We start from the raw sequence: 15,607 nt of genomic DNA on the forward strand, positions 1-15,607 counted from the left end.
GGTAGAAGGGACGTCGCCCGCCGGCGAGGCGGGCGCCGGGCGGGACGAGACGACCGACCCGGCACTGCTCGAGCCTAGGAAGCGATAACCTAGAAGTCCAACAACTAGTAGTTGTCATATAGAGAAGTGCGAGTGGTCAATGGATCTTCGTCAGATGGAGTACCTCGTCGCGCTCGCGGACGAGCGCCAGTTCACCCGGGCCGCCCAGCTCGTCGGGGTCTCGCAGTCGGGCCTGTCCGCCGCGGTCCGGAGCCTCGAGGAGGAGCTCGGCGCGAGCCTGTTCACGCGCACGACCCGCCGCGTCGAGCCCACCGAGGCGGGCCTGGCGCTGCTGCCCCACGCACGCTCCATGCTCGCGCAGGCGGCCGCCGGGCGCGACGCGGTCGTCCGCGCGACGCGCGCCCTGTCCGGCTCGCTGCGGGTCGGCTCGGAGCAGTGCCTCGGCGTCCTCGACGTCACCACGCTGCTCGAGCGCTTCCACCGCCGCTACCCCCAGGTGGAGATCCACTTCGCGCAGGCCGGCTCGCACGACCTCCTCGCACGCGTGCGCGAGGGCGACCTCGACGTCGCGTTCGTCGCGACCACCGAGCACCTAGGGTCGTTGTCGCAGACCGTTCTGGGCAGCGAGCCGCTCGTGCTCGTGTGCGCCCCGGAGCACCCGTTCGCCGCGCGGGGCAGGGTCGACTGGGCCGACCTCTCCGGCCAGGAGTTCGTCGACTTCGACCCGTCGTGGGGTGCGCGTCCCGTCAACGACGCCACGTGCGCGGCGCACGGCGTCCACCGGCGCGTGCGGTGCTCGGTCAACGACGTGCACACGCTCCTCGAGCTCGTCGACCGCGGTCTCGGCATCGCCCTCGTGCCCCGCCACGTGGCCGCGAAGCCGCAGGCCGAGCGCCTCGTGACGATCCCGCTGCCGGAGGGCGGCGCGCCGAGCTGGGTCGTCTCCGTGGTGACCGGACGCTGGGACAGCACGGCCTCCGCCGCGCCCCAGCTCCTCGAGCTCCTCGCCGACGCTCCCGCGTGCCGCGGGGCGGAGGTGACGCGGCCCGACGACGAGCCGGTGGGCGTCGAGGCCGCGGCGGAGGTGCGGTGACCGCCCCGGCGGGCACCGACGCGCCGCTCTTCCCGCTCCGCAGCGTCGTCCTCGGCGCGTTCGTCCCGACCCTCGTGCTCGAGATCGGCGTCGGCGCGATGCTGCCCGTGGTCGCGGTCACCGCGACCGGTCGCGGCGCGAGCCTCACGGTCGCGGGGCTGATCGCCGCGCTCGTCCCGATCGGCAAGATCGTGTTCGACCTCCCGGCCGGGGCGCTCGCCCAGCGGCTCGGCGACCGCGCGGCGATGCTCCTCGCGGGCGGCGTCGCCGCGGCGGCGTTCACGGCGGTCGCGGTCACGCCGAGCCTGTGGGGCCTCGCCCTGGGCGTCCTCGCGCTCGGGGCGTCGACGGCCGTCTTCAACCTCGCGCGGCAGGCGTACCTCACGGAGATCACCCCGCCGCTGCGGCGGGCGCGCGTCCTGTCCACGCTGGCGGGAGTGCACCGCATCGGACTGTTCCTCGGCCCGTTCGCCGGTGCTGCGGTCATCGCGGCGACGGACGTGCGGGGCGCGTACTGGCTCGGGGCCGGGGCGGCGCTCGCCGCGGTGGCGGTGCTCGCCGTCGTGCGCCCGGACGGGAGCGAGCGCGACGATCGGGCCAGGTCCCGGGCGAGCCGTGCGTCGAGCGGCCCACGCGTCACGATCGCCGCCGTCGCTCGTGAGCACCGGCGCCTCTTCGCGACGCTCGGCGTCGCGATCCTCCTCGTGAGCGCGGTCCGCGGGGCGCGCCAGACCGTCATCCCGCTCTGGGGCGAGCACCTCGGGCTGGACGCGGAGGTGACGTCGTTGGTCTTCGGCGTCTCCGGCGCGCTCGACATGCTGCTGTTCTACCCGGCGGGCAAGGTCATGGACCGCTTCGGGCGCCTGTGGGTCGCCGTGCCGTCGATGCTCACCATGGCCGTCGGCCTCGCGCTCCTGCCCCTCGCCCACACGGTGGGCGCGGTGACCGTCGTCGCGGCCGTGCTCGGGGTGGGCAACGGGATGGGGTCGGGCATCGTCATGACGCTCGGGGCCGACGTCGCCCCCGCGGACGTGCGCCCGACCTTCCTCAGCGTGTGGCGGCTCTTCCAGGACACCGGCGACGCGCTGGGCCCCCTCGTGCTCTCGGCGGGGGCCGCGCTGGGGTCGCTCGCGGCCGGCGTCTGGGCGACGTCGCTCCTCGGCGCGGGGTCCGCGGCAGCCCTCGCGCGCTGGGTGCCGCGCTACTCGCCGCTCGCGAACCTCGTGCGACCGCACGCCGGGCAAAAGGCGGTGCGCGCGTCGTCCGACGCGCCCTAGCGTGGCGGGATGACGAGCGACCGCACACCCCCCGACCCGTTCCCCGACCCGTTCGACCACCAGGTGACCAAGGACGGCCGCGTCCGGGTCGCGCGCGGCGGTCGCGTCGTCGTCACGGTCGCGGGGGCGGCGGCCGACCGCCTCGTCGCGGCCCTCGAGCGGGCCGAGGCGCGCGACGACGAGGTCGAGGTCCAGCTCCTGCTCGCGCGGGCGACGGGGAACTACCGGCGGGGCAACGAGAAGCGCGCGCACCGGCCGTGACGCAGGTCACGCGCGTGCGTGTCACGCGCGGCCCGCGGCGCGCGTCTGGATGGTCGACCCCGCGCTCGACCGGCGCGCACCGCGCCGGCTGACGGAAGGAGACCTCGTGGCCCGCATCTCGCTCGACCCGCCCCGGACCCTGCTCAACCGCACGCTCGCGGTGCTCTCGCGGCGGCGGTACGGCGCCGTGCTGGAGCCGCTCGCCGCCGTCGGGCACAACCCGCGCGTCGCGACGACGTACTGCGTCCTCGAGGCCGGGGCCGCGCGCTGGCGGACGCTCGACCCGACCCTCTCGGCGCTCGCGGTCATGGCGTCCGCGGTGCGGATCGGCTGCTCGTGGTGCGTCGACTTCGGCTACTGGGAGTCCGAGCACGGCGACGTCGACCCCCGCAAGCTCCACGACGTGCCCGCGTGGCGCGACAGCGACGCGTACACCGCCGTCGAGCGGCGCGTGCTCGAGTACGCCGAGGCGGCCACCGCGACCCCGCCGACGGTGACGGACGAGCTCGCGGCCGCGCTGGTCGACGACCTGGGTGAGCCCGCGTTCGTCGAGCTCACCGCCGTCGTCGCGCTGGAGAACCTGCGCAGCCGGATCAACGCGGCCCTCGGCCTGTCCAGCCAGGGCTTCAGCGACCGCTGCGAGGTCCCGCTCGACGGCGGGCTGCGCACGGCGGCGACGGCTGGCAGGCTGGCCGGGTGAGCGACGACGCCGAGACCGCGCCGCCCGACGACGTCGCGGACCGTCGCGGCCCCGACCCGGTTCTCGTACCGTTCAGCGCCCACCGCCGGCTCCTCTTCACCGTCGCCTACGAGATGACGGGCTCCGCGGCCGACGCCGAGGACGTGGTCCAGGAGGCGTGGCTGCGCTGGTCCTCTGCGGACCGGTCCGACGTCCTGGACCCGCGCGCCTACCTCGTGCGCGTCACGACCCGGCTCGCGCTCGACCGGCTGCGCGCGCTGCGGGCGCGCCGCGAGACGTACGTGGGGTCGTGGTTGCCCGACCCGCTCCTCACGACGCCGGACGCCGCGCTGCAGGTCGAGCGCGCGGAGGACGTCTCGATGGCGCTGCTCGTCGTGCTGGAGACGCTGAGCCCGCTCGAGCGCGCCGTGTTCGTGCTGCGCGAGGTGTTCGACGTCCCGTACGACGAGATCGCCGAGGGCCTCGACCGCTCGGCCGAGTCCGTGCGTCAGACCGCGCACCGCGCGCGCGAGCACGTGCGGGCGCGTCGCCCGCGGTTCACGCCGCCCGACGACGCGCAGCGTGCCGCCGTCGAGCGGTTCATGGCCGCGTGCGCCACGGGTGACACGACCGCGCTCGTCGAGGTCCTCGCGCCGGACGTCGTCGTGGTGAGCGACGGCGGCGGGAAGGCGCGCGCGGCGCTGCGACCCGTGACGGGGGCGGACAAGGTGGCGCGCATGCTCGTGGGCCTCTCGGCGAAGCCCGAGACGACGGCGATGGCCTTCGAGCCGGCGCTGGTCAACGGCGCGCTGGGCGGGGTGTGGACCGTGGAGGGGGCGCCGGCGATGGCGGCGTCCGTCGAGTACGACGGCGAGCGCGTCGTGCGCGTCCTGCTCTTCCGGAACCCGGAGCGGCTGGCCGGGCTCAGACGAGCGTGAGGACGCCGAGCGCGCCGACTGCCAGAGCGAGAACGAGCGAGACCGCGATGAGCACGACGTGCACCGTGAGGAAGCGCGTCGCGCGCCCCTCGGCGTCCCGCGCGCGGGGGTCCTTGGCGATGCGCTGGAGGAACCGCGGCCAGATGAGCAGGTTCCACGCGGCGGCGACGAGCAGGACGACGGACCAGGCGACGGGGAGCTCCACGCGTCGAGCATGCCAGCGGAGCGCGGTGCCTCCGGACCGGGGAGGGTCACGGGGTGTGTGGGATCGGCCACATCGACGGTGACCCGCAGGTGAGGATAGCCTTGCCTACGGTCACCGTGGTCGCGGGGCCGTCGTCCGCCCGGGAGGCCCGGGCCGCACCCCGAGGAGCCGCTGGTGGCCACGTTCAAGATGGTCAAGCCCGCCGACGCGCACGTCGTCACGCTGAGCGTGGTGGGCAGCAAGCGGGTGAGCCCGAACGTCGTGCGGGTGACCCTCGGCGGCGAGGACATGGACCTCTTCACACCCATGGGCTTCGACCAGTGGTTCCGGATGTTCCTCGCCCGCGACGACCAGGAGTCCCTGCGCCTGCCCACGCGCACGTCGGGCATGTGGTACGTCCAGTACCTCGCGACGCCCAAGGCGCGCCGGCCCTGGGTCCGCAACTACACGGTGCGCGCCGCGCGGCCCGACCTGCGCGAGATCGACGTCGACTTCGTCGTCCACGGGGACGCCGGGCCCGCGTCGTCGTTCGCGCTGTCCGCGCGGCCGGGCGACCGCGTCGGCGTGCTCGACCAGGGTGTGGGGTACAACCCGCGCGTCCCGCACGACTGGACCCTCGTCGTCGCCGACGAGACCGGGTTGCCCGCGGTCGCGGGCATCTGCGAGTCGCTGCCCGACGACGCGCGCGGCCTCGCGATCGTCGAGATCCCCGAGGCGGCGGACGCGCAGGACTTTCGCGTCCCGGCCGGGGTCGAGCTGCGCTGGGTCGTGCGGGAGGGCTCCGCGCCCGAGGGCACCGACCCGCACGCGCTCCTGCCCGGCGCGCTGGCGCTCGAGGCGGTGCGGTCGGCCGACCTGCCGTCCGGTCCCGTCTACGCGTACGCGGTGGGGGAGTCGACGCTCGCGACCGGGGTGCGCCGCCACCTCGTCAACGACCGCGGCGTGCCCAAGGCGCACGTCGACTTCGTCGGGTACTGGCGGCACGGGCACGCGGCGTCGGCCTGACCGGCCCGGGCGTCGTCGGACCTGAGGGCCCGGGCGGCACGCCTCTGTCCCGTCAGACCTTGCGGAGCTGGCGGAACATCGGGCAGTCGAACGGGTCGCGCGCCGAGAGCCCCACGCGGTTGAGGTAGCGGACCACGATGCCGTACGACTGGACGAGGCTGGTCTCCGTGTAGGGCAGGCCGAGGTTCGCGCAGTGCTCGCGCACGATCTCCCGCGCCCGCGCGAGGTGGGGACGCGGCATGCTCGGGAAGAGGTGGTGCTCGATCTGGAAGTTCAGCCCGCCCATGAGGACGTTCATCCACCAGCCGCCGCGGATGTTGCGCGACGTGAGGACCTGCTTGGACAGGAAGTCGATCTTCGCGTTCTCGGGAATGATCGCCATGCCCTTGTGGTTGGGCGCGAACGACGCCCCCATGTAGACGCCGAACACGGCGAGCTGCACGCCGAGGAACGCGAACGCCATGCCGAGCGGCAGGAACCAGAAGATCGCCCCCACGTAGAGCGACAGGCGCAGCGTGAGGATGACGAGCTCGCGGACCCGGTCGCGGACGTTGCCGCGCGTCCGGCCACCCGCGAGGAGCGAGCGGTACGCCTGGACGTGCAGGTTGAGGCCCTCGAGCGTGAGGAGCGGGAAGAACAGCCACCCCTGGTAGCGGTTGATCACCGAGCGGAAGCCCTTCGCGGCGGCGGCGTCCTCGTCGAGGAAGACGACGACGTCCGGGGCGATGTCCGGGTCCTTGCCGCGCTGGTTGGGGTTCGCGTGGTGGCGCGTGTGCTTGTTCATCCACCACGAGTGGCTGATCCCCACCACGCCGTTCGCGAGGATGCGACCCAGGAGGTCGTTCGCCGGGCCGGACGCGAAGACCTGCCGGTGCGACGCCTCGTGGGCGACGAACGCGAACTGGGTGAAGATCAGGCCGAGCGCCCCGGCGATCAGGAGCTGGAACCACGAGTCGCCGAGGAGGACGAACCCGGCGACGGCGCCGCCGAGCGCGAGCGTCAGCACGGCGAGGGTCCACAGGTAGTAGCCGTGCGTCCGGTGGAGCAGGCCGGCGTCGCGCACGGTGCGCGACAGCGCGCTGTACGTGCTGGTGACGGCGCCCGGCTCGTCGGTGCGGGGACGGGTGGCCCGGAAGCCCGGGCGCACTGCGGCAGAGGTCATGTGCGGCCTCGCAGGGTGTCGGTGTCGACTTCCCAGCCGCGGAGGTGAGCGGGTGCTCGTGCTGCAGATGACCCCCACCCTACGGGACCGTAGGTTGCGCATGCGAGCGCGTCACGTGAAGAACTCGCGCAGGAGCCGGACGGGCGGCGTCGTGGTCAGGCGGCGAAGCGGAACGTCTGGCGGTACTCCGTCGGCGTGATGCCGACCGCGCGCCGGAAGTGGTGGCGCAGGAGCGCCGCCGACCCGAAACCGCAGCGCCGCGCGACCTCCTCGAGGTCGAGCGACGACTCCTCGAGCAGCGACTGCGCGTGCGCGACGCGCTGCGACGTCAGCCACGCGAGCGGCGTCGTGCCCGTCTGGGCGACGAACGAACGCGCGAACGTCCGCTCCGACGTGTGGGCCCGGCGCGCCAGGTCGCGCACCGTGAGCGACTCGTCGAGGTGCTCGGTCATCCACTCCAGCAGCTCGGCGAACGAGTCCTCCTCGCACTCCGGGACCGGGCGCTCGATGAACTGGCGCTGACCGCCCTCGCGCTGGGGCGCCACGACCATGCGCCGCGCGATCGTGTTCGCGACCTTGGCCCCGAGCTCGCGCCGCACGAGGTGCAGGCACGCGTCGATCCCCGCTGCGGTCCCGGCGCTCGTCACGAGGTTGCCGTCGTCGACGAACAGCACGTCCGGGTCGATGTCCAGGCTCGGGTACCGGCGACGCAGCTCGTCGGCGTGCATCCAGTGGGTCGTGACGCGCCGCCCCTCGATCACGCCGGCCGCGGCGAGCACGAACACCCCGGAGCACACGCTCAGCAGCAGCGCGCCGCGGTCCGACGCGCGTCGGACCGCGTCCAGCACCTCGGGCGGGTAGTGCGAGCCGATGCGGATCGCCGGGACGATGAGGAGGTCGGCGTCGTCCGTCGCGTCGAGCCCGTGGTCGGGGACGACCTGCGCGCCGACCGACGTGCGGACGGGCGACCCGGCGACCGGGCCGCACACGCGGAAGTCGAACGGCGGGACGCCGTCCTCGCTCCGGTCGAGGCCGAACACCTCGCATACGACGCCGAACTCGAACGGGGCCAGGCCATCGCACACGACGGCAGCGACGGAGTGCACCATGCACGGCACGCTACGCCCGTGGCGGGATCTTGTCGAGAGGTGTCAGTCCTGCCACTCGTCGGCGGAGCCGCCCGGCGGAAGGGTGGGGGCATGGACATCTTCTGGGGTGTGGTGGTTCTTCTCCTCGTCGTCGGCCCGACCGTCGCGGCGCTCGCGGTGCGGCGCGAGGACCCCGCGCGACCGTGGTTCCCCGCGGGGTCCGACGGCGCGTGGCCCGGTGCCGGCGCGTGGGGCGACCGGTCGGTCGACGGCGAGCGCCCGGACCGCGACGCGCAGCGTCTCGACGCCGACCTGCGGGCGGCGGCCTCGCGCCCTGACGCGCAGGGCGCGCACGTCGACCCGCACGCGGTCGCGGCCGAGCTCGTCCTGCGGCGCGTCGTCCCGAACCCTGCCGTGCGCGACGGCGTGCGGGGTGCCCCGGCGCAGGCGTCGGCGACGCTCGCCGAGCCGCCGACGTCGAACCGGCGTCCGCCGAGCGCGGCGCGGCGCGTGCCGCTCCCGCGCTGACGCGGTCGGTGCCCGCGGCGAACGCACGACGACGGACGCGAGACGGCCAGGACGGCAAGGAGGCGGCTGCAGAGACGCCGCGACAGAGAGGGGGCGACAGAGACGTGGCGACAGAGACGCGACGGCCCGGACCTCGTGGAGGTCCGGGCCGTCGTGGGGGAGGGGCGTCAGATCCTGGTCAGGCGCGCGAGCCGACCGCGTCGACGTCCGCGCCGCCGGTGAGCTGGTCGAGACCCTCGAGCTCCTCGGCCTCCCAGGGGGCGTGGCCGAGGCTCGGGATCATCGTCGCGAGCTCGGGGCGCCACTTGGTGAAGCGCGCGGGGAAGCAGCGCTCCAGCAGGTCGATCATCGCGGGGACCGCGGTCGACGCGCCCGGCGAGGCCCCGAGCAGGCCCGCGATGGAGCCGTCGCCGGCGGCGATGACTTCGGTGCCGAACTCGAGGACGCCCTTGCCGTCCTTGTCCCTCTTGATCACCTGCACGCGCTGGCCGGCGGTGATGGTCTCCCAGTCCTTGGGGTGCGCCGTCGGCATGAAGCCCTGGAGCGCCGTGAACTTGGTCTCCGGGCTCGCCAGGAGCTGGCCGACCAGGTACTGGGTGAGGTCGAGGTTCTTCAGGCCCGCACCGACCATCGAGCCGAGGTTGTGCAGGCGCAGCGACGTGAACAGCCCGAGGTACTTGCCCTTCTTGAGGTACTTGGGGCTGAACCCGGCATAGGGGCCGAACATCAGGTACGTCTTGCCGTCGACGACGCGCGTGTCCAGGTGCGGGACGGACATGGGCGGGGAGCCGACGTCGGCCTTGCCGTACACCTTGGCCTGGTGCTGCGCGACGAGCTCGGGGCTGTCGGTGCGCAGGAACTCGCCGCTGATGGGGAAGCCGCCGTAACCCTTGGCCTCGGGGATGCCCGCGGCCTGGAGCAGCGGCAGGGCGCCACCGCCCGCGCCGACGAACACGAACCGCGCCTCGACCGTCGAGCGGCGCTTCGGGGCGTTCCACGAGCGGTCCTTGACCGTCAGACGCCAGCGGCCGTCCTTCGTCTTCTTGAGGTTCTTCACCTCGTGCTCGAGGTAGAGCTGCGTGCCCTGCGAGACGAGGTAGTCGACGAGCTGCTGCGTGAGGGCGCCGAAGTCGACGTCCGTGCCGCTCGTCGCGCGCGTCGCCGCGACCGGCTCGTCGCCGTCGCGCTCCGCGACGAGGAGCGGGGCCCACTCGGCGATCACGGCCGGGTCGTCGCTGAACTCGAGCTCGCTGAAGAGCGGGTGCCGGCGCAGCGTCTCGAACCGGCGGCGCAGGTAGTCGACGTTCTCCGCGCCGCGCACGAATGTCATGTGCGGCGTGCGGGAGATGAAGCTCGCGGGCTGGGGGAGGGCGCCGGTGGTGAGCAGGTGGTGCCAGAACTCGCGCGACACCTCGAACTGCTCGTTGATCTTCACCGCCTTGGTGATGTCGATCGAGCCGTCCGCCTTCTCCGGCGTGTAGTTCAGCTCGCACAGGGCGGCATGGCCGGTCCCGGCGTTGTTCCACGGGTTCGACGACTCCTGCGCCACGGCGTCCAGACGCTCGTAGATGCGCACGGTCCAGGAAGGCTCCAGGACCTTGAGGAGGGCTCCCAGCGTGGCGCTCATGATGCCACCGCCGATGAGGGCTACGTCGATCTGGTCTGCGCTGCTTGCGGGGTTGCTCGCTCGACTCGACACGCTCCGATTCTACGCTTGTGAAAGAGTGCACTAAGTGTGCGTTCCGTCACGGGCGTGCGTCACACTTTCGCGGGACGAACGTCCCGACCGGCACAGGCCGGACGTCTCACCCGCACCCCGGGACCCCCGTCCGCCGAGGGAGAGCAGGTCGCGGAGGGCTCAGAGGCTCCGCCGCTCGAGCGGCGGGTTCGGCTCGCGCCCGAGACCCGGCCACGCGTCGAACCCCGACGCGGGTCTACCGCGGCGGCGAGTACGGGGAGGGCCAGGGGCTGATCTCGGGAAGGGCGACCGGTTCGCCGGAGCGGAACGCGAGGGGTGCGGCGTCGGGGGCGCGGCCCGCGAGCCAGGCGGCGACGTCGGTCAGGCGACCCCGGACGACGACACCGGCTCGCGCGTCGAACCCGGGGTCGCTCCCCAGGGGAGTCTCCGAGTCGGGAGAGATCCCGGGTTCGGCAGCGAGGCGAAGGCCGCCCGGACCCACCCCGAGCACGGTGGGCTCGCTCGCGAGCTCGACCACGACGTCGTCCGCGAGCCGGACCCCGAGGAAGTCGAGGAGGTGGAGGTCGAGGGAGCGCGGCCAGGTGTCGAGGCCGATCCCGGCGTCGAGGTCCACGGCGTGGACGCGGACCTCGCGCCACCATGCGACGAGCGCGTCGGCGACGGTCCCGTCGCGGTAGGTCACGGGGGCGTCCCACCCGGACGACCCGGGCTCCGGCCACGCGGCGTCGAGGCGTTCGGCGAGCGCCTCGAGCGCGACGACGTGCGCGGCGACGGACCGGCCCGCGCCCGCCTGGATGCCGGCCTCGCGGCCGGCGGCTCCGCCGTCGTACACCTCGACGAGCGCGCCGCGGGCGGCGTGCTCCGCCTGGCGGGCCATGGCCTCGCCGATCGCCGTGACGTGCGCGAGCACGTGGCTGCGCGACCAGCCGGGAAGGGTCGAGGGGCCGGCGAGGCCGTCGTCGCCGAGGGTGCGCGTCGCGGCGGTGACGGCGGCGAGCGCGGACCGTGCGTCGTGGCGCGCGTCCTCGACGTCGGGGAGCGCGAGCGGGCTGGTTCCGGTCAGGGCCACAGGAGCTCCTTCGTCCAGGTGGGGGGTGCTGCGGTCCGGGTGTCCGCGGCCGCGGCGTAGCGGAGGCGGGTCTGGCCCTCGGGCGAGGACGCCCAGAACTCGACGCTCGTGGGCTCCAGCGCGTACGCGGTCCACGCGTCGAGGACGAGTCCGGGCTCGGTGCGGACCCGTGCGAGCGCCGCGTCCCACGCGGTCCGGTACGCGTCCTGCGACGCGAGCGGGTCGCTCTGCGGTCCCGCGAGCGCGGTCGCGCGGGAGGCGTCGGAGCGCGCGAGGAAGTCGGCGGCGGACGCGTCGGGGCCGAGCGGGACCACCGGACCGCGCACCCGCACCTGGCGGCCGTGCTCGCGCCAGAAGAACGTCAGCGCGGCGTTCGGGTTCTCCGCGAGCGCCAGGCCCTTGGGCGAGTCGGCGCGGGTGGCGAAGACCCAGCCGTCGCCGTCGACGTCCTTGAGGATCAGCGTCCGGGCGTCGACCCGGCCGCTCGCGTCGGCGGTCGAGAGGGTTGCCGCGTGCGGTGCCGGCAGACCGGCGTCGATCGCCTCCAGGAGCCAGTCGACGAAGAGCGTGCTGGGCTCGTCGGGTGCCGCGTCGACGTCGAGGCCGGGCAGGTCGGCGCCGAGCACCGGCAGCGCGCGCAGGCGCTCGCGCAGGGACGGGCGGTCGGGTGCGGCGGTCATGCGTCCTCCGGCGGGTCGGCGGGTCGAGGGTCCAGGAGCGCGACGAACCCGCGGGCTGCCGCGGTCATCGCGTCGGGGTCGTCGAGGGCGCGTGCCAGGACGTACCCGCCCTGCACGATCGCGACGGCGGCGAGCGCGCGGTCGCGGGCGGCGTCGTCGGGCAGCCCGTCCTCCGCCAGGACGGCGGCGGCCAGGTCGACGAGCCCGCGGAAGTAGGTCCGGACCTCCGCCGCCAGCGTGGCGTCGTCCATGACGGCCTGGTCGCTCACGAGGCGCCCGACCTTGCACCCGGCGAGCGCGGGCCGCGGCCGTTCGAGGTAGCGGACGAGGCGCTCGACGGCGGTCCCGTCAGCGTCGAGGTCGCGGTGCGCCGCGTCGAGCCCGGCGGTCGTCGTGGCGTGGACGGCCGCCGCGGCGAGGTCGTGCTTGGTGGGGAAGTGGTGGTAGAGGCTGCCCTGGCCCACGCCGCTCGCGGCGAGGACCTCGCGCGGGCTGGTCGCGCCGACGCCCTGGGCCCAGAACAGCTCCTGCGCGGCGGCGACGAGGCGCGCACGGGCGTCGGTCGTCGTCATGGCTGTCACCATACCTACCTCTAGGTATGGTGTCGATCGGCCGCCCCGCGGAGCACCGCGCGTCACGCCGTCCCGGTCGCCTCGGTCGGGACGGCATGAGAGTCGAGTCGTACGGTGGGTCGGTGACGGTGCAGCAGCGAGTGCTGGTGGTCGCGGTCCTCGCGTCGTTCGTGTCGTTCCTGGACGGCTCGGTGGTCAACGTCGCGCTGCCCGCGATCTCCGCCGAGCTGACGACCGGGCCGGTCACGGGTCTCGCACTGCAGCAGTGGGTCGTCGACGCGTACATGATCACGCTCGGCGCGCTCATCCTCCTGGCGGGCTCGCTGTCCGACGTCCACGGCCGGCGCCGCGTCATGGCGATCGGCCTCGTCGGCTTCGCGGTGACGTCGGTCGCGTGCGCGCTCGCCCCCGACGGGCTGTTCCTCGTCGTCGCGCGCGGGCTCCAGGGCGTCGCGGGCGCGCTGCTCGTGCCCAGCTCGCTCGCCATGATCATCTCGACGTTCGACGGCGAGCGGCAGTCCCGTGCCATCGGCTCCTGGACCGCGTGGACCAGCACCGCGTCGCTCGTCGGCCCCCTGCTCGGCGGGATCCTCATCGACACCATCTCGTGGCGCTGGGTGTTCTGGATCAACGTGCTCCCCGTCGCGGTGACGCTGTGGCTGCTGCGCGGCGTCCCGCGGTCCGCGGCGGAGGAGCCGGGGGCCGCGGGTGGCCCAGACGGGCGACGACACATCGACGTCGCCGGGGCGACGCTCGCCGCCGTCGGGCTCGCGGGCACCGTGTTCGCGCTCATCGAGCAGGGCCGGTTCGGGTGGGCGAGCCCGGTCGTGTGGGGGCCGTGCGTCGTCGGGGTCGCGTGCCTCGTCGTGTTCGTCGGGTGGGAGCGTCGCGCCCCCGACCCCATGCTCCCGCCGCGCCTGTTCCGCGTGCGCAACTTCGCGTGGGGCAACCTGGCGACCGCGGCCATCTACGGGGCGCTCTACTTCGGCGGGTTCGTCGTCACGCTGTTCCTCCAGCAGGTCGGCGGGTACAGCGCGACGGCCGCCGGCCTCGCCCAGCTCCCGGTGACCCTCGTGCTCCTCGCGCTGTCCACGCGGTTCGGGGCGCTCGCGGGCCGCTACGGCCCGCGCCTGTTCATGACGGTCGGGCCGATCGTCGGCGGGGCCGGCTACCTGCTGCTGCTCACGACGACCGACGACGCCGTCTACGTCACCCAGGTCCTGCCGGGCCTCGTGCTCTTCGGCCTCGGCCTCGCGATGACCGTGGCCCCGCTCACGTCCGCGATCCTCGGCTCGATCCCCGCAGCGGACGCCGGGATCGGCTCGGCGGTGAACAACGCGGTGTCCCGCGTCGCGGGCCTGGTCGTCATCGCGTTCGCGGGCGTGATCGTCGGCGGCGTGCTCGACCTCGACGGCTTCCACCGCTCGCTCGTCGTCACGGCGGCGCTGCTCGTCCTCGGCGGCGTGCTGAGCTGGGTCGGCATCCGCAACGAGAAGGTGCGCGCGACGGCGGACGCGCTCGGCTGAGCGACGTGGGCTCAGCCGGGTGCGCGGGCGACCACGGCGTACGTGTGCCAGTGCTTGGGCCCGCTGAACGCCTCGCCGTCCTCCTCGACCTCGTCGAGCACGACGACGTCCAGCCCGGCGAGCAGGTCGCCCACCTCGGCGCGGGTCAGGAAGGTCTCGTCCGGTGCGCCCGCCCACGAGTCGCGGTCGCCGAACAGGTCGACGGCGAGCCACCCGCCCGGGGAGAGCGCGGCGCGGACCTGCCGCCACGCGTCGTCGAACACCGCTCGCGGCACGTGCGGGAGCGCGTAGCTCGCGTGGACGAGCTGCACGGCCGCGGGGCGGACCAGGCTGGAGACGTCCGCGAAGCCGGCCTCGTGCACGGCGAGCCGACCGCGGTCGCCCGGCCCGACGACCTCACGCACCAGGTCGCCGGTCCCCGGGGCCGGGTCGAGCGCGACGACGCGCCACCCGGCGTCGAGCATCGCGGCCGTCTCGACGCCCGCCCCGCAGCCCAGGTCGAGCGCGAGGCGCCCGTCGCCCGGACCTGCGAGGTCGAGGACCCGGCGGCACAGGTCGCGCACGGGCCGCCCGCGCTGGGCCGCGTTGTAGGCAGGCCAGCGCGCCGGGTCCCTCACCGGACGGTCTGGAGGTCGTGCGTCGAGGTGTTGAGGCGGCGTGCGCCGTCGGGCACGTCCGGCGGGAACGCGACGACGATGTCCTCGATCCGCACGCCAAACCGTCCGGGCAGGTAGATGCCCGGTTCGACGGAGAAGCACATGCCGGGCTCGATCGGCCGGTCCTCGCCGTCCACCATGTACGGCGGCTCGTGGGTCGTGGTGCCGATGCCGTGCCCCGTACGGTGCACGAAGAACTCGCCGTAGCCCGCGTCGGTGATGACGGCGCGCGCCGCGCGGTCGACGTCCTGGCACGTCGCGCCGGGTCGTACGGCGTCGACCCCTGCCTGCTGGGCGCGGCGGACGACGTCGTAGACCTCGCGCTGCCGCGCGGCGAGCGCGTCGTCGGTGCCACCGTCGACGAGGACCGTGCGCGTCGTGTCCGAGCCGTAGCCGTCGCGGAGCCCGCCGAAGTCGAGCACGACGAGGTCGCCCGGCTCGATGACCCGGTCGCCCGCGTCGTGGTGCGGGTCGGCGCCGTTCGGTCCCGCGCACACGAGCGTGAAGTCGACCTGCTCGTGCCCGTGCTCGCGCAGGAACCGGTCGAGGTCGGCGGCGACGTCTCGCTCGCGCCGGCCCGCGAACGCGACCTCGCGGATCTGGCCGAAGGCCGCGTCGGCGGCGGCGCCCGCCGCGGCGAGGCGCTCGACCTCCTGCGCGTCCTTGACGGCGCGCAGCGTCGGGACGGCGTCGGTGAACGCGGTGAACCGCGCGTCCGGGAGGGCTCGCTGGAGACCGAGCACGTGCAGCGCCCACGTCGAGTCCGAGACGGCATAGGTGCCGGTCCCGTCGAGGAGGCGTGCGGCGGCGTCGTGCTCGTCGTCGCCGTCGCGCCAGGTCACGACGTCGAGCCCGTCGGCGCCCGGGGCCGAGACCAGGTCGCCGCGCTCGAGCAGCGGCACGACGACGGACGCGCCGGCCCGTGCGCCGGGCTCGCCCGCGGGGATGGCGAGCAGCGCGAGGCGCTCGGTGTCCGGCGGCGCGTAGCCGGTGAAGTAGGCGAGGTCGGGCCCCGGCGAGACGAGGAGCCCCGCGAGCCCGGCGTCGCGGGCGTGCGCGGCGGCGCGCTCGCGGCGGGCGGCGTAGACCTCGGGGCCGAACGCGGCCCCCGGACGTGCGGCGTCGGTGCTGCTCATGGTGCCAGCGTGGCACCGCTCACCCGCGAGATC

The 15,607-nt window shown here is 74.5% G+C and carries 17 protein-coding genes; 8 read left to right on the forward strand and 9 right to left on the reverse strand.

Annotation, left to right across the window (positions count from 1 at the left end; translation table 11 throughout):
- Positions 1-139: 139 nt before the first annotated feature.
- The 5 genes from ABRQ22_RS06070 (at position 140) to ABRQ22_RS06090 (ending at position 4,248) form a co-directional block, all read left to right on the forward strand.
- Positions 140-1,093 carry a LysR family transcriptional regulator gene (locus ABRQ22_RS06070; protein WP_253050417.1) on the forward strand — a complete coding sequence of 318 codons (954 nt, stop codon included), beginning with the start codon at positions 140-142 and terminating at the stop codon, positions 1,091-1,093.
- Positions 1,090-2,370 carry an MFS transporter gene (locus ABRQ22_RS06075; RefSeq protein WP_353708900.1) on the forward strand — a complete coding sequence of 427 codons (1,281 nt, stop codon included), beginning with the start codon at positions 1,090-1,092 and terminating at the stop codon, positions 2,368-2,370. Before ABRQ22_RS06070 ends, ABRQ22_RS06075 begins: the two co-directional genes overlap by 4 nt.
- Positions 2,371-2,379: 9 nt before the next feature.
- Positions 2,380-2,631 carry a hypothetical protein gene (locus tag ABRQ22_RS06080; RefSeq protein WP_253050413.1) on the forward strand — a complete coding sequence of 84 codons (252 nt, stop codon included), beginning with the start codon at positions 2,380-2,382 and terminating at the stop codon, positions 2,629-2,631.
- Positions 2,632-2,737: 106 nt separating this feature from the next.
- Positions 2,738-3,331: a carboxymuconolactone decarboxylase family protein gene (locus tag ABRQ22_RS06085; protein WP_353708901.1), complete on the forward strand. Its 594-nt coding sequence runs from the start codon at positions 2,738-2,740 to the stop codon at positions 3,329-3,331.
- Positions 3,328-4,248, forward strand: a complete 921-nt coding sequence (locus tag ABRQ22_RS06090) for an RNA polymerase sigma-70 factor (RefSeq protein WP_353708902.1) — start codon at positions 3,328-3,330, stop codon at positions 4,246-4,248. The genes ABRQ22_RS06085 and ABRQ22_RS06090 overlap by 4 nt, the downstream gene beginning before the upstream one ends.
- Here the strand turns inward: ABRQ22_RS06090 and ABRQ22_RS06095 are convergent.
- Complete coding sequence (locus tag ABRQ22_RS06095) at positions 4,235-4,453, reverse strand: hypothetical protein (protein WP_253050410.1); 219 nt, start codon at positions 4,451-4,453, stop codon at positions 4,235-4,237. The genes ABRQ22_RS06090 and ABRQ22_RS06095 overlap by 14 nt on opposite strands.
- Before the next feature lie 174 nt (positions 4,454-4,627).
- Between ABRQ22_RS06095 and ABRQ22_RS06100 the strand changes: the two genes are divergently transcribed.
- Positions 4,628-5,458 (forward strand): siderophore-interacting protein, encoded by an 831-nt coding sequence (locus ABRQ22_RS06100; protein ID WP_353708903.1) that lies wholly within the window; start codon positions 4,628-4,630, stop codon positions 5,456-5,458.
- Between the two features lie 52 nt (positions 5,459-5,510).
- Here the strand turns inward: ABRQ22_RS06100 and ABRQ22_RS06105 are convergent, their stop codons facing one another.
- A complete protein-coding gene (locus ABRQ22_RS06105; protein WP_353708904.1) occupies positions 5,511-6,620 on the reverse strand; it encodes an acyl-CoA desaturase in 1,110 nt (369 codons plus the stop codon).
- A 155-nt stretch (positions 6,621-6,775) separates the two neighbouring features.
- Positions 6,776-7,729, reverse strand: coding sequence for a helix-turn-helix domain-containing protein (locus tag ABRQ22_RS06110; protein WP_253050406.1), 954 nt, complete (start codon positions 7,727-7,729; stop codon positions 6,776-6,778).
- Positions 7,730-7,819: 90 nt separating this feature from the next.
- Here ABRQ22_RS06110 and ABRQ22_RS06115 point away from each other — a divergent pair, with 90 nt between their 5' ends.
- Positions 7,820-8,236, forward strand: coding sequence for a hypothetical protein (locus tag ABRQ22_RS06115; RefSeq protein WP_253050404.1), 417 nt, complete (start codon positions 7,820-7,822; stop codon positions 8,234-8,236).
- Positions 8,237-8,414: 178 nt separating this feature from the next.
- Here the strand turns inward: ABRQ22_RS06115 and mqo are convergent, their stop codons facing one another.
- The 4 genes from mqo to ABRQ22_RS06135 all read right to left on the reverse strand — a co-directional run bounded on the left by mqo (position 8,415) and on the right by ABRQ22_RS06135 (position 12,256).
- Complete coding sequence (mqo, locus tag ABRQ22_RS06120; RefSeq protein ID WP_253050402.1) at positions 8,415-9,935, reverse strand: malate dehydrogenase (quinone); 1,521 nt, start codon at positions 9,933-9,935, stop codon at positions 8,415-8,417.
- 235 nt (positions 9,936-10,170) lie between these two features.
- On the reverse strand, positions 10,171-11,004 hold the full coding sequence (locus ABRQ22_RS06125; protein ID WP_353708905.1) for a maleylpyruvate isomerase family mycothiol-dependent enzyme: 834 nt from the start codon (positions 11,002-11,004) through the stop codon (positions 10,171-10,173).
- A complete protein-coding gene (locus ABRQ22_RS06130) occupies positions 10,995-11,684 on the reverse strand; it encodes a pyridoxal 5'-phosphate synthase (protein ID WP_353708906.1) in 690 nt (229 codons plus the stop codon). The genes ABRQ22_RS06125 and ABRQ22_RS06130 overlap by 10 nt, the downstream gene beginning before the upstream one ends.
- The gene (locus ABRQ22_RS06135) at positions 11,681-12,256 is read right to left on the reverse strand and encodes a helix-turn-helix domain-containing protein (RefSeq protein ID WP_353708907.1); all 576 of its coding nucleotides are present in this window, start codon (positions 12,254-12,256) and stop codon (positions 11,681-11,683) included. Before ABRQ22_RS06135 ends, ABRQ22_RS06130 begins: the two co-directional genes overlap by 4 nt.
- Positions 12,257-12,378: 122 nt before the next feature.
- On the opposite strand from ABRQ22_RS06135, the gene ABRQ22_RS06140 reads away from it, so the two are divergent.
- Positions 12,379-13,782 carry an MFS transporter gene (locus ABRQ22_RS06140; protein WP_353708908.1) on the forward strand — a complete coding sequence of 468 codons (1,404 nt, stop codon included), beginning with the start codon at positions 12,379-12,381 and terminating at the stop codon, positions 13,780-13,782.
- Between the two features lie 11 nt (positions 13,783-13,793).
- Here ABRQ22_RS06140 and ABRQ22_RS06145 read toward each other — a convergent pair whose 3' ends face one another.
- Together ABRQ22_RS06145 and ABRQ22_RS06150 are read right to left on the reverse strand one after the other, a co-directional pair.
- Complete coding sequence (locus tag ABRQ22_RS06145; RefSeq protein ID WP_353708909.1) at positions 13,794-14,399, reverse strand: class I SAM-dependent methyltransferase; 606 nt, start codon at positions 14,397-14,399, stop codon at positions 13,794-13,796.
- Positions 14,396-15,574: an aminopeptidase P family protein gene (locus ABRQ22_RS06150; protein ID WP_353708910.1), complete on the reverse strand. Its 1,179-nt coding sequence runs from the start codon at positions 15,572-15,574 to the stop codon at positions 14,396-14,398. Before ABRQ22_RS06150 ends, ABRQ22_RS06145 begins: the two co-directional genes overlap by 4 nt.
- Positions 15,575-15,607: the final 33 nt, after the last annotated feature.

The sequence above is a fragment of the Cellulosimicrobium sp. ES-005 genome, from assembly GCF_040448685.1.
GTDB classification, from domain to species: Bacteria; Actinomycetota; Actinomycetes; order Actinomycetales; family Cellulomonadaceae; genus Cellulosimicrobium; species Cellulosimicrobium cellulans_G.